This window comes from Paenibacillus prosopidis, from assembly GCF_003337375.1.
GTDB classification, from domain to species: Bacteria; Bacillota; Bacilli; order Paenibacillales; family Paenibacillaceae; genus Pristimantibacillus; species Pristimantibacillus prosopidis.
Genome location: NZ_QPJD01000005.1, coordinates 351,841 through 364,229 on the forward strand (window position 1 = coordinate 351,841; position 12,389 = coordinate 364,229).

14 protein-coding genes are annotated in these 12,389 nt (G+C 45.5%); 5 read left to right on the forward strand and 9 right to left on the reverse strand.

Features of this window, described 5'->3' with window-relative positions; translation table 11 throughout:
- Positions 1–13 precede the first annotated feature (13 nt).
- Both DFP97_RS10045 and DFP97_RS10050 read right to left on the reverse strand, forming a co-directional pair.
- Complete coding sequence (locus DFP97_RS10045; protein ID WP_181873442.1) at positions 14–3,325, reverse strand: Ig-like domain-containing protein; 3,312 nt, start codon at positions 3,323–3,325, stop codon at positions 14–16.
- A gap of 326 nt (positions 3,326–3,651) precedes the next feature.
- Positions 3,652–4,308 carry a pentapeptide repeat-containing protein gene (locus DFP97_RS10050; protein WP_114379859.1) on the reverse strand — a complete coding sequence of 219 codons (657 nt, stop codon included), beginning with the start codon at positions 4,306–4,308 and terminating at the stop codon, positions 3,652–3,654.
- A gap of 184 nt (positions 4,309–4,492) precedes the next feature.
- Here DFP97_RS10050 and DFP97_RS10055 point away from each other — a divergent pair, with 184 nt between their 5' ends.
- From DFP97_RS10055 to ligD (DFP97_RS10065), 4 genes are all read left to right on the forward strand, one after another.
- Positions 4,493–5,605, forward strand: a complete 1,113-nt coding sequence (locus tag DFP97_RS10055) for a DUF3895 domain-containing protein (protein ID WP_114379860.1) — start codon at positions 4,493–4,495, stop codon at positions 5,603–5,605.
- 179 nt (positions 5,606–5,784) lie between these two features.
- Positions 5,785–5,958, forward strand: coding sequence for a hypothetical protein (locus DFP97_RS30695; protein ID WP_181873443.1), 174 nt, complete (start codon positions 5,785–5,787; stop codon positions 5,956–5,958).
- A gap of 151 nt (positions 5,959–6,109) precedes the next feature.
- Positions 6,110–7,174 carry a non-homologous end-joining DNA ligase gene (ligD, locus tag DFP97_RS10060; RefSeq protein ID WP_114379861.1) on the forward strand — a complete coding sequence of 355 codons (1,065 nt, stop codon included), beginning with the start codon at positions 6,110–6,112 and terminating at the stop codon, positions 7,172–7,174.
- A complete protein-coding gene (gene ligD, locus DFP97_RS10065; RefSeq protein ID WP_114379862.1) occupies positions 7,171–8,067 on the forward strand; it encodes a non-homologous end-joining DNA ligase in 897 nt (298 codons plus the stop codon). The genes ligD (DFP97_RS10060) and ligD (DFP97_RS10065) overlap by 4 nt, the downstream gene beginning before the upstream one ends.
- A gap of 17 nt (positions 8,068–8,084) precedes the next feature.
- Here ligD (DFP97_RS10065) and DFP97_RS10070 read toward each other — a convergent pair whose 3' ends face one another.
- From DFP97_RS10070 to DFP97_RS10090, 5 genes are all read right to left on the reverse strand, one after another.
- The gene (locus tag DFP97_RS10070) at positions 8,085–8,366 is read right to left on the reverse strand and encodes a hypothetical protein (protein ID WP_114379863.1); all 282 of its coding nucleotides are present in this window, start codon (positions 8,364–8,366) and stop codon (positions 8,085–8,087) included.
- A gap of 116 nt (positions 8,367–8,482) precedes the next feature.
- A complete protein-coding gene (locus DFP97_RS10075; protein ID WP_114379864.1) occupies positions 8,483–9,361 on the reverse strand; it encodes a DUF72 domain-containing protein in 879 nt (292 codons plus the stop codon).
- A gap of 33 nt (positions 9,362–9,394) precedes the next feature.
- Positions 9,395–9,859, reverse strand: coding sequence for an MEKHLA domain-containing protein (locus tag DFP97_RS10080; RefSeq protein ID WP_114379865.1), 465 nt, complete (start codon positions 9,857–9,859; stop codon positions 9,395–9,397).
- 61 nt (positions 9,860–9,920) lie between these two features.
- Positions 9,921–10,349, reverse strand: a complete 429-nt coding sequence (locus DFP97_RS10085; RefSeq protein ID WP_245976049.1) for a disulfide oxidoreductase — start codon at positions 10,347–10,349, stop codon at positions 9,921–9,923.
- A 227-nt stretch (positions 10,350–10,576) separates the two neighbouring features.
- Entirely contained in the window at positions 10,577–11,167 is a 591-nt protein-coding gene (locus tag DFP97_RS10090; RefSeq protein ID WP_114379866.1) for a thymidine kinase, read from the reverse strand.
- Positions 11,168–11,427: 260 nt separating this feature from the next.
- Here DFP97_RS10090 and DFP97_RS10095 point away from each other — a divergent pair, with 260 nt between their 5' ends.
- The gene (locus tag DFP97_RS10095; RefSeq protein WP_114379867.1) at positions 11,428–11,736 is read left to right on the forward strand and encodes a thioredoxin family protein; all 309 of its coding nucleotides are present in this window, start codon (positions 11,428–11,430) and stop codon (positions 11,734–11,736) included.
- A 3-nt stretch (positions 11,737–11,739) separates the two neighbouring features.
- Here the strand turns inward: DFP97_RS10095 and DFP97_RS31885 are convergent, their stop codons facing one another.
- Together DFP97_RS31885 and DFP97_RS10100 are read right to left on the reverse strand one after the other, a co-directional pair.
- Complete coding sequence (locus DFP97_RS31885; RefSeq protein WP_281270957.1) at positions 11,740–11,874, reverse strand: hypothetical protein; 135 nt, start codon at positions 11,872–11,874, stop codon at positions 11,740–11,742.
- A 31-nt stretch (positions 11,875–11,905) separates the two neighbouring features.
- A complete protein-coding gene (locus DFP97_RS10100; RefSeq protein ID WP_181873444.1) occupies positions 11,906–12,379 on the reverse strand; it encodes a DUF4362 domain-containing protein in 474 nt (157 codons plus the stop codon).
- Positions 12,380–12,389 lie beyond the last annotated feature (10 nt).

Below are 12,389 nucleotides of genomic sequence, written 5' to 3' on the forward strand. Positions count from 1 at the left end.
AATCATTTTCAACTTAGATACTGTTCTCGTTGCTATTACCATTGACGATACCGGTGTGGTTGCCGTTATTTTGGGATGGAATAGTTACAGCAATTGATGCAGTAGCCGTAGTTCCATCCGACAAACGGGTAACCTCTAAAACGAAGCTAACAATGGTATCCAGCTTAGGAGGATCGATTACCCCCTCAGTGGTTACAACTGCGCTGTCGGAGCTCTTGATGGCAATTGTGAACCCTTCAGGTACAGCAGGCAAAGTCAACTGCATTGCTTTTCTCTTAGGCTCTGCAATGCTTGTGATTGTCTCAGCAACATCTGCTGCCGTTACCGTTCTTGCAGGTACAATCACTTGAATCTCGCGGGTATCCGCCACGGAACCGTCGGATGTTCTCGTCACAGTAAATACCAATGTTACAGTTGTTTCGGCTTTAGGCGGTGCAATTGTCCCATCGGCAGCGATAACCTCGCTGTCAGAACTCTTTATGGCGATTTCAAAACCATCTTGTACGGTCGGCAATGTCAAAGCCGTTTCATCTTGAGCAGGAGCGTCAACATTTGTAACTGTGTTTGCTATCTGTCCCGCGGTCTTCTCTGCATTTGAAACCATAATCCAGCTGATTTGCGGTTCCGGTGCTCCTGTTACGCGATGCACAGTAACCGTCAATTTACCGTCTGTCACTTTAACGTTCGTATAACCAAGCGTGTCTCTTGCAGCCGTAAATACATAATTGCTGGTTTTCGTTTCGCCGTTGATTACGATATCCGCTTTACGGCTGCCATTCGTGTACTGATACCAAGGATCATAAAGTCCGGTATAAACATTGTAGACACCATTCTCCAGATCGAACTGGTATGTTAAATCATCGCCGCTGTTGCTTTTCAGATAACGAAGCGCCGAATACATATCATCGCCTGCAGAGCCGGAAGAATTTGTACCCGTACCGACATAGCCCCATGTTCGCTCGTTCGCCGGGTCGTAGGCTTGATCGATTATACCCGGATTCAGCAGCACATCCTGCATGTAGGAAGTCATTGTCAGATAATCGCTTGTTGCCGCTCCGCCGGCATGAACAAAGTAAGAGTAGGTATCCGGCACGACATAAACCGTAGCGCTGATTACTTTATTTGCCAATTCAGAAAGTGTGCCCGTTACTCGAACTACCCCTGGTTTAGCAAAAGTAGCAGATGTTATATTCCAAACTACCGGGGAATTAATGAGCTCTCCATTAGACTTCGTAACATTAACTGTGGAAGGAAATTGAGGCTCTTCCCCCAAAATAGTCTGACTTGGCAATTCTGTGTTTACCGTGATTTTACCCATGCGGTCTAATTCGGATAATTCCCACTCGTCGTACCAATTCAGCACGATTTCATCGTCGTTTCCAAATTCAATCGGCAGCCAAACGTAGCGGGAATCCGCCAAGTCAGATGACTTCCATCTGTCGCCCATGTAGATGAATTTCCCTGCTTCCGCATCGACAGGGATGATCGCTGTTCCTTGGGAACCGAATGTCGTAGAGCTGTTTGGCGCAAAGTAACGCAATGCTTTCCATTCCCCGAAAATATCGTCAGCTACCGTATACTTCGCCGCATTCGGATCCCAGCCTGTCGCACCCGATGATACCATGTAATACTTGCCTTGGTATTTAAATACTTGAGGCGCTTCTCGTTGAGCACCCGGGAATACACGAACGTAATCCTCTCCATACACGGCTTTATATTCCGTGTCGCGCTCAACATTGCCATCTCTATGCCAGCCCACAACGTCTGTGTACGTGCCGTTTAACTTGGAAATGTACATGGTCAGGTTTTCTTCGCTTGAATAGATGAGGTAAGCTGTGCCGTCATCATCCTTGAATAACGTCATGTCCCGTGCCATCCCTGGCTGATTCGGCTGCCCGTTATAAGCTGCGTCTTTAGGAGCGCGATCCATACGGAAGCTCTCTCCATAAACAAACGGTCCCGTAGGAGAGTCGCTAAGCGCATAACCAGCCTCTGCTTTTGCGTAATTAGCCGTCGATGTTGCAGTAGGTCCGTCTGTATGCATCCACATAACGTACTTGCCGGTTGTATCGTTGTAGATCACTTTCGGACGTTCAATAATGCGGTTTGTACCGATATCATTCAAAATGTCTGCCTTGTCATCCCGGCCAGCGTAAATCTCAGAAAATAGCGGGTCTGTCTCGAAGGACTCCATCGAAGAAATGGCTCTAAGAGCTAAACCCTCATCTGTCCAGTTATAAAGATCCGTAGAAGAATAGACATGCACCCCACGGGCAGGAAGGTATCCGTCTGTTTTATCCTCTCCGTACCAGTAATACTTCGAAGTTTTGTCGTCGTACATGATACCTCCGCCATGAGCTTGGATAGGTGCACCGTTAGTGTCCGTCCATACATCGCCCGGGTTAAAGGAAGTATTTACTTTATACACAATAAGAGCCGCTATCGCCTCATTTAAACTCGCAATATGGCTGCGAATTTGCTTTTGATTACTCTCTGCGGAAATGTCCGCACCGCTTTCGGAAAGCGTTTGTGTGACTTTTTGCGCCGCAGAAATAACAGTCTTTAGAGCATTAATGCTATACTTCGTGTAGGTTGTATCTGCCGAATATACAAGCGCCTCTGCTATCTTTTCCTCCAGATCGGACAATGGAATCGTCACATTCTGACGGATAATCAAGTAATTGATCAAAGGGTCATTGTGGTTGGTCAAAGCCGCAGTTGCCGGTCCTTGAATGGCTACGTTCAACTGTCCATCAGAAACATGAATTTTATTGAAAGTCACTTCAGTCTCTGCACTGTACGACCCGATCGCATAATCGCCGGAGAGATTGGTACCTTCTGCAAACATGTTTACGCTTCTGCCGCTCCAAGGATTCTTGTAACCGAAAGTTACGTCATAGTCGCCTTCAGGAAGCTCGAAGCTGTACTTCAATGCTTTATCTCTTACTTGAGTACCGCTGTAGTATCGTAGAGAACCGGACTTGCTGCTGGAATCACTTACAGAAGTCTTGCTTTGGGCCGGATTATTTAAGCCCCAATACTTGCCGGACACTGGGTCAACACCGAATACCTGCTCTGTTACAGACGACAGCAGACCAAACTTATCCGTTCCTTCTACCGTTGCAGGCGACGAATCGCCGGCATTCACAAAGTAAAGAATGTAGTCATTATTTTTGAGTTCTTCATTCGTAAAAGGCAGATTTGGGTTCATTGAATTCACCCCTCCATCAGCAGCGTGAGCTAAAGGGATAGATAACGGTGCTGACAATGCCAGCAAACAACCAAGTGCTGCAGATACCCATTTCTTCGAAAGTGGAAATAACAATAGTACTCCTCCTCCAGCATGTTTTATAAATGCACGAACTGAAACCACAACTAAGTCTAACTCTGCAACCACTTTTCTCGGTTATCTGTTCTCTCCATCCGGAGGCATTGCTTTTGTAACTTATCCGCCAACAGATTAGACCGCTCCCATTGTATGCGTTTTCATTCCTGCTGATTAGAACGTTACTCCGAATGATAACGGAGTTCCAAAGCAACTTCAATTGAACAATATGGATGGGTATGAACTGCTGTCATACCGCAGTATAACGGCTGTGTCGCAGTTGAAATGTTCATACAAGTTCGATTTGTTCACACCCATGTATTCATTCATTCCCCGTTGTTTACAACAAAACCGAGCTTAACTGCGAACACGACTGCTTGCGCGGGTGAAATGATGCAGCCGCGAACATCCTCCAGCGTAACGCCCAACCCGTCGAATTGGCAATCGCTAAGATCGATGCCTCTCAGTTTCGTTTGTGACAGCTGCGCTTGATCCAAGTTCGTTTCTGTAAAGTAAAGGTTCGCTAAAGTCATATTGGACATATCCGCTTTGGCCAGTGAGCATTTCTCGAACGATACACCTTTGAAATTGGAAAATCGTAATACAGCGTAGTCGGCATAGCATTGCCCGAACCGTACATTCCGCAGCGTAGAGCCCGTAATATCCATGCCAAGCAGCTTACAATTATGAAAAGCGACCCTGTGCAAAATCATTTCGCTCATCTCGATATTCGACAAATCGCAATTTTCAAAACGAACATCGGTAAATTCGGCTTTCCGCAAGCTCGTTCCCCGGAACACCACATTATTAAATACGACTCTATCAAAGCAAGCCTTGTAAGCTGATTGATTAGTAATGCTGCAATCCTGCATAACGCAATCGCTTATGGCATGCTCATCCGGCCACTCAACCTCAGAAACGGCCAATGGCTTAAGTCCATCCGGAATTTTAGGAGCTTCTATTTTAACTTTTTTGGTAGACATCAACGTAACAACCGCCTTTTTAAAAGAAGTATTATACTAGCACTTACCTGCCGCTGCTCTCTGCTATATTATACACTTACAAATCGCGATTGGACGAGACCTTGGCCGCTAATGACTTCTTCCTCATCCCCATCTATAATGTTTAATTAACGGAAGCTCATACGAATTCGAATGGAGGTGCAAAATGAAATACGAGTTGACGCTTGAGCAGCGAGATCGCATTATGGGGCAATTATCGGAGGAACAGCGTCATTTCATTCATCATGTGCTCGTTAGAGGAAGAAGAACGATGTTCGCGCGTCAGCTTGCCCACAAGAAATGCCAGTTCATTCCGGAGGATGCGGAATTCGAGGATATTGAAACGTTTATCGAGGAATGGGACTATATCGGCTTCACCGACAGCGGCGAGGTATCGCCGCACACCAAATGCGAATGCGGCCGATCATTGCGCTATCAGCATCAGGTGCTTCATCTGCCGAGCAACACGATGCGTTACTTCGGTATTGAACACTTGCACCTGCACACGGGCATCGATGCGAAGACGATATCAGCTATTATGAAAGGCTTTGACGTACTTGATGGTGAAATGAACGAGATACTTTGCAAATATCGGGATGGCTGGCAGCTCAGCCAGCATATGTTCCTGCCTTTTCCGGCTGGGCTGGATATACCTCAAGACATTCAAGCGCATCTGAATGCCGGGCTCCCGCTGCTCGACAGACAGCTCATTAGGCTTCGCGGCAAGCTTCGCGAGCTGGAGAACGCTAATAAACAGAAGCACCCTGCAGCCACTCGTTTGAATAACCAGGAGACGACTCCTTTGACTCCTGCTTATCAAGAACAAGGGGCGTTTGTATTCGATGAAATAGAAAACAGCCAGGGCTCATTCGTGTTCGGTGAAGCGGAAAACAATCAAGTCGCGTTTTTATTCGAAGAAACCGAAGGCGACCAAGGCACATTTGTATTCGAAGAAACCGTCAAAAAGCCATTTACACCCTTGTTCGGTACAGCTGACATGAGACCAAGCGGCGGACATGCTGCAAAAAGCTCCGATCCGTTTCACCTGCCCCCTGCCGCCCAGCGTGTCGTTGATGACGCTTTACCATTCGGCCACATCAGCACGAGAGCGGTCTCGGAATTTCTAATCGAACAGAAGCTTGTCCGTAACGAACGAATGTCAACCGGTAAGCCTTCTATCTATATCGGTGTTGCCGCCTATTTGGACAAGCTCGTTTCAAACGGAAAGTGCGAGCTCGTAACCGGCAGCTCGGAGGATCGCGTGTATTCGGCACGGTAGCTGCCCTGCGTCAGCTACCGGGTTAAACTCCCGGAGTAAAGTGAATTATCGTTTTTACCGATTCTTGAAAATGAAGTGCTAAACTACCGCTTTTTTATTGATTCGTGATATCAGCCTATACACCAAATACCTACTCCGCATATGTTGGTCTTGACAGACAACAAAAAGGAGAGATTTTTTTGGATGAGCGTTTAGCACAACTTCTTCAAAAGGTCAGTCTTTATGGAACATTAGCAAAGTATTACGAACATATTGATCCGGAAAAACACATTTTTTTCTACAGAAAACATTTCATGTATGAAATGCAATTGGTTCAGCTTTATTGGTCATTACAGCGTCCAGGCGACTATTGAGAACCCTCACTTAGTGAACCCTTTTTTATTCCATTAATCAGCATGTTTATTGAACGGGCTGCCGATATTTTCGGCAGCCCGTTGTCGTTCTCCCTCACTAATCCAAAACTGAAACTGCCTCTCCACATCGATCGCATTAGTGTGAAATTTGATGGATTCAACATTTTATCTATATCCTAGAATATTTGATATTCCGTATAGGAAATATATAGGAAGTACACTTGCTGCCAACCAAGAAGCAAGAAATAGAACCTCAATCAAACGTCAGAAAGGAAACGATATGGATCAGCTATTTCCCTTAATGCAACCCATTTTAATCGATCAACCACCATCTCAATCTGGGTGGATTCATCAGATTAAGTATGACGGCATTCGCATTCTTTCTATTGTTCATCCTGGCTCTATAGAGCTGTATACCAGGAATCAAAATAAACGAAACTTGCAGTATCCTGAAATTGAACAAATATCCAATCATGTAAAAGGTAAATCCTTTATTTTAGACGGTGAAGTCGTTGTTCGTACAAATAAAGGAAAGCCACAGTTTTCACGTGTTGTTCGAAGGGACCGCAGTTCCAAAAAGGAAAAAGTAGCGCAATATATAAAGGAACTTCCGATAGAGTATCATGTGTTTGATATTCTGATGAAGGATGGAGAGGATCTCAGAAAACGCTCTTTAACGGAACGTTTAGCGATTCTTCATGACATTGTAAAACCAACGAATTGGCTTCAACTTGTAGAAAGTCAGACCGATGGTCTTAAGCTGTATTCCAAAATGGCGGAAATGAAATGGGAAGGGATCGTTTCTAAAGACCTGAATTCACCTTATATAGCCGGAAAAGCACATAAACATTGGTATAAGACAAAAGTAAAACAGCAATTGTTATGTGTGGTGGGGGGAGTCCAATATAAGGATGGTTTTCCCAATTCATTACTCCTCGGGGTCTATATGGAGGATCAATTACTTTTTGTAGGAAAAATCTCTTCCGGTCTCACAGGCAAGGACTTGCAATTGCTCCATTCTTTTGTTCCGCAGTTAGAACTGCCGGGAAGCCCGTTCATAAATCCTCCTGTTCAGCCCTTACCCATCAGATGGATCAAGCCGCAGTTAACCTTGCTTGCAGAATATTTGGAGTTGACGGACGAGGGGATATTGCGGCATCCCAAAATAATCGGCTTTACACAAAGTCCCCCTGAACAGGCGAGGTGGAATACATGATCAAAGAGTTTGAATTTGAAGTTGAAGGACATACACTTAGAATTACGAATCCGGAGAAACTGCTTTGGCCGGAAGCCGAGATAACAAAACTAGACTATATCAAATATCTGATTGAAATGGCACCTTACCTCCTCTCATATGCAAAAGACAGATTGTTAACCACCATCCGCTATCCAAATGGAATTCACGGAAAATCGTTTTATCAAAAAAATCTGCCTGCTCATGCTCCTGCTTGGGTTGCTACGCATGTCTGGCGAGATACCAATTATATTTTAGCTAATGATATACCGACGTTAGTTTGGCTTGGAAATCAAGCATGTTTAGAACTTCATGTTTCGTTCAATCTTTACTATCAGCCGAAGCTTCCAACCGAATTAGTGTTTGATTTAGATCCCACAGACGTTGATAACTTTAGCTTAGTATTAGAAGTAGCCTTACGAATCAAAGAAGTGCTCGATTCTTTAGGACTAGTCAGCCAGCCAAAAACATCAGGTGCTTCAGGTTTGCAAATCTACATACCTCTAGAGGTACGCTATACCTATGAGCAAACACGTTCTTTAAATAAGTTTATTGCCCAATATACTGCGGATAAGTATCCGCAGCTGGTGACGGTGGAACGCCTCGTTAAAAATCGGGGGACAAAGCTCTATTTTGATTATATTCAACATGGGGAAGGAAGAACTTTGCCGGCCCCTTATTCCCCGCGTGCAAGAAAGGAAGGCTCTGTATCAACTCCTGTTACATGGGAGGAAGTTCGAATTGGTTTTTCTCCACGTGATTTTACAATAAAAAACGTAAAACAGAGGGTAGATAAAATGGGGGATTTTTTTGTTTTAATGACGAAGCAAAAAGCAAAGCAATCCATCGATCAGCTGCTTCAATTTATTAAATGAATGAGTTGCAAAAGGAATTACGTACGAGACAGCGAGGGATTTGAAGCGGAAACTGACATTTTAGCCAGCAGCGACTGCTTCATGCAGAGTTGTTTCGTTCTTTGCTTTTGACAGGACTCGGGTTGATTAAAGAATTGTTCATCCTTCAATAATTCAATCAACGCTTGAGTTGCCGCTTGAGCAGCCAGTTGTTCATTTTCAAGCAAGTAATAAGCGACTTGATAACCGTAAACTTCATACTGCTTCAGTACATCTGCTTTTCTTTGCAGCTCTTGTCTCTTTGTCGTTGTCATCTCCATCGTACATTTTCACCTCGACGGTCTGGGGGCTTCATTCGGATGAGATTAACTATATATGAGGATGTTAAATCCACATAGTACCAAGTTTCCGTAGTACCTGAGCGAATGAATCCACTTTAAAATAAATCCAACTGCTCGATAACGGGCGGCGGCGGCTCGATCGGGCTTCCTCCGTCCGGTCGAGTCAGGCTAAGCATCTCCATCAATTGCTTCGCATTGTCCGCCGCATCGCCGCCCGAGTTGTTGTTGAAGATGACGCAAATATGCTCACTCTCCTGCTGCAATTGCTGCAGCTTGTCCACCCATTCCCGCAGCTCCTCCTCGCTATATCGGTACAAGTACCGGACCTCGCGCCAATTCGAAGCGCCTCCTTGATTCCAACCTGCCGAATTGCGTCCATGGAAGCGGACGATCGTTACCCCCGGGTCCGTCGCCTTCAGTACAGTCGGTATAGAGCCAAGACCTGCTTGCGGTTCATCGCAAACGCTATGTATCCACTGCTCTTGTTCCATGAACGCTACCGTCTTGTCCCGAAACTCGGCAGTAAACCAGCTTTGATGCCGAAACTCAAGCGCGCATGGAATTCCTTTCATTCTCTGCTTCGCCTCTCTCAGCAGTCGCACATTATCGCGCGTACAATCAAACCAAGGCGGATACTGGAACAGCGCCGCCTTCAATCTGCCCGACTCTATGACAGGTTCGAGCATTTCACGAAAGGCTGCATACATCTGGTTCAACTCATTCGGCTGCACCACAGCACCCCGCTGATGCCCCGTCATCCCCTGGTAAGCCTTCACAACGAAGTGGAGCGAGCTTGGCGTCTCTTCGACCCATTTCAGGAATCGCTCCTTCGATTGAATGGCATAAAAAGTGCTGTCTACCTCAACAACCGGAAAATGGTTCGCGTACTGCCTCAGCTTACTGCCCGCTCTGACGCCTGAGGTGTACAACCGATCATGATCGCCCCAGCCTGCCAATCCAATATGTATCGGCATGTCACCCCTCCGTTCCTTTTTTCGGCTACGATTTTATAAGTAACGATATTCCGAGAAAGCCGCGGCTTGTCCCAGATACCTGTTGTCGTCATCAATAAGATTCCAAACCGTCGCATTGATGATATAAAACCGCCGTCCCGTGCTCGATATTCGGATGCTGGTATAATTGTCGACAAATCCGTTAGCGGTTACGGCTTCAAAGAAGCGGTCCCGCTCCTCCTGTTTTACCTTCTCCGCTGTAAGCCTTGAAGGCGTCCTTATGAATTGCTCCCATTCCATCTCCCACAGATCGAGTCCGATCTGATTGCCGTAATTTAATATGGGATCAGATTCGGTTCCATGCGATAAAATGACGATCGGCGATTGATAAAGCTGCTCCCTTACGGTTTGGCCAGAGTCAAGCGGGATCAGCTCCTTGCCTGTCCATCTTCGGTAGCTGTCCAGCAGCAGCTTGGCATGCTGCTCTGATGCTCCGATACCCGTTTGCGGTAATGGCATAGCTGTCATTCTCCCCCTTTTGTTTAACTTCATTCTATATAGCATGATGAGAGGCGTTTGTCTACTTCTGCTTATCCAGCGCTCTAATCCGCAGCAATGCCGTTAATATAATCGAGAACGCGACAAGCGCCAGCATTGGAATAGTAATGAATCCAAACCAATTCAAATAATCTCCTTGACATGATACGGGACCGCATGCGGCAATCGCAGAGTCATGCGGAAGCTTTTGCAGCACTGTATGATAGAGTGAAAAGCTGCCTCCTATAACCACAAGCGGCAAAACGTACGAAACAATACCCGTATCTTCTTTTGCGTATGCTATCCCGAGCAGCAGCGCTAACGGATACATAAAGATCCGCTGAAACCAACATAAGCTGCACGGGACAAAATGCATAACCTCACTCAAATACAAGCTTCCCGCCGTCGCCAGTACGGCAGCCGCCCAAGCGGAAAACAGCCAAAACGAACGTTTCTTCTCCAATTGCTCCAAAATGGTCTCCTCACCTTCCGTCGCATTCTCGCGTATTATCTTTTATTTTCGCTTATAGGAATAGGGGTGGACATGACTCGAAAGAGCTATGTTGTATGGCTATCTGATGACAGTAGGTGAAAATTGCTCCCTTTTCAAGGAATGTCCTCTCTAAAATAAAAAGAGACGAATCAAACTGAGGTTAGTTTGTACGTCTCTTTCTATGGTTTCATCTGATATTATTACCGCTATGCCTTGCGAAAGGCTTCATTGTAGCAGCGCCTGCATACCGGCTTATAATCCTCGTTGCCGCCTATTTGAATCTGCTCGCCGGCATTCATCGGCTGGCCGTCATTGAAACGAATGACCATCGTCGCCTTGCGGTCGCAGTACCAGCATATCGTTTTGATTTCTTCTATTTTATCGGCTTGCACCAACAAATAATAGCTGCCTTCAAACAGCTGATTCTGAAAGTCATTTTTCAGACCGAAAGCCATGACCGGAATGTTCAGCTCGTCTACGACGCGGGTAAGCTCCAAAATATGATGCTTCTTCAAAAACTGCGCCTCGTCGACGAGCACGCAATATATTTTTGCTGACGCGGTCGAGGTTACGTATGATTTCACGCTTTCATAGAGATCCGTTTCATCGGTTACAGGAATTGCAGCCCGTTCGAATCCGACACGTGAACCGACCCGATCGGCACTTTCTCTTGCGCCGACAGATGGCGAAAAAATTAGGACCGACTTGCCTTGTTCCTCGTAATTATGCGCGACTTTAATGATTTCGAACGATTTGCCGCTGTTCATCGTTCCGTACTTATAATAAAGCTGTGCCAATCGAATCTCCTCCAAAAACAGTTCAGTACACTTATTATACAGAAAATCCAATGCCAACGAACAACAACTTCGTTTTTCTTTACTTACCCAGTTTTATCAAGGACCGGTTCCCGCACACGCCACATACCAGAATAAACCCGCCTTTTTCAAACTTTCTCTTCATCAATATCTCCCATTCTGATTGTTAGTGTCGTCGATATTGTATAACTTTAAGGAATCAAGTACATTTAAAATAAGTAAGCACTTAAAGGAGCATGACGATGGCTATTCACGAACTGGATGAAGCTGCTTTACAAAACCTGACGCATGCTGAGAGCGGCAAGGCTGCTGTATTTTTCTTCACCCCACTATGCGGCACTTGTAAAATAGGAGAACGAATGCTGGAAATTGCCGAAGCTGCAGGCATATCCATTCCTCTCTTTAAGCTAAATATCAACTATGCGCCAAAGCTGCGCGACCAGTGGCAGATTGCAAGCGTGCCTTGCTTGGTGCTGCTGGAGAATGGCAAGCCGATTCAAAAGGAATATGCGATGAAATCGGTAGATTACATCTATCTCATGCTGAAGTAAGCGTTAGATGTAAACCCCTTTAACGGCTGGCAGCCTTTTGTATTCATCCTTCGCTTGAACAATGTTAATGATTTCGTTAGCCAAAAGCGTCATGGTTGCGCCGTCCGTGCCATTGTCGCATTCCGTCCATTCAAACACACGGTTACCTCCATTTATTTTGATGGTCAGACTATAGCTTACGAGATATTGTCAAAATATTTATTTCCATTGGTTCGCCGTCGCAGCCTGTCAGCGTGTATGTCAGTGCAGTATCCGTTTCATCTTTTTGCAGCGTATCACACGTATATACAGTTACATTCGGTGAGCCGAACTTGTCCTTCGTCGTATCATAGCGCAATTCAATCCGATCGTTTCTTTGCGTCACTTGGTAGTAGATCGGATCCCCTTCTATCGTATATCGTACAACCCGCTGGGTATTCGTTCTACCTTCGATAAAATCATCTAGTTTCATGTAGTTAGATACTCTGCCATGCAGATCGATGACATCTTTATCTTCATTAATCGTGTAATCGTACGGAAACTGAACCTCATGTTGTTGATCCGATTGTTGTTGATCTAAATTGTGCTGATCCGATGCCTGATTACCGCACCCTAACAGCATAAGTAGTACAAGATATACCGTTGAAGCTTTTATTAATTCCACCTGTACCATC